Origin of the sequence: Massilia sp. CMS3.1, assembly GCF_051262535.1 — a bacterium.
Lineage (GTDB): Bacteria > Pseudomonadota > Gammaproteobacteria > Burkholderiales > Burkholderiaceae_D > Telluria.
The window spans coordinates 1-283 of the sequence record NZ_JBIMES010000106.1; the positions used below are offsets into that span (position 1 = coordinate 1).

Annotated in this window: 1 protein-coding gene; it reads left to right on the top strand. The window is 54.8% G+C overall.

The genetic code is table 11. The features are described from left to right. Positions 1-283: DDE-type integrase/transposase/recombinase (locus ACHAC9_RS24620; protein ID WP_435764454.1), on the top strand; the 283-nt coding region annotated here is incomplete at both ends.

The following is a 283-nucleotide window of genomic DNA, read 5'->3' on the forward strand; positions in this document are numbered from 1 at the left end:
TATTCGGCAGCTTGGCACGAAGGTCAACCACAAGACGGTTCAAAACCTGATGGGTCAGCTCGGCCTGAAGTCACTGGTTCGCCCCAAGAAGTACCGTTCGTATGTAGGTGAGGTTGGCCACGCAGCGCCGCATGTCCTGCAGCGGCGCTTCAACGCGATAGAGCCAAATCAGAAATGGGTGACCGACGTCACCGAGTTCAACGTCGCCGGCGAAAAACTGTATTTGTCCCCCGTCATGGATTTGTACAACGGAGAGATCATCGCTTTCGAGACATCGAAACGG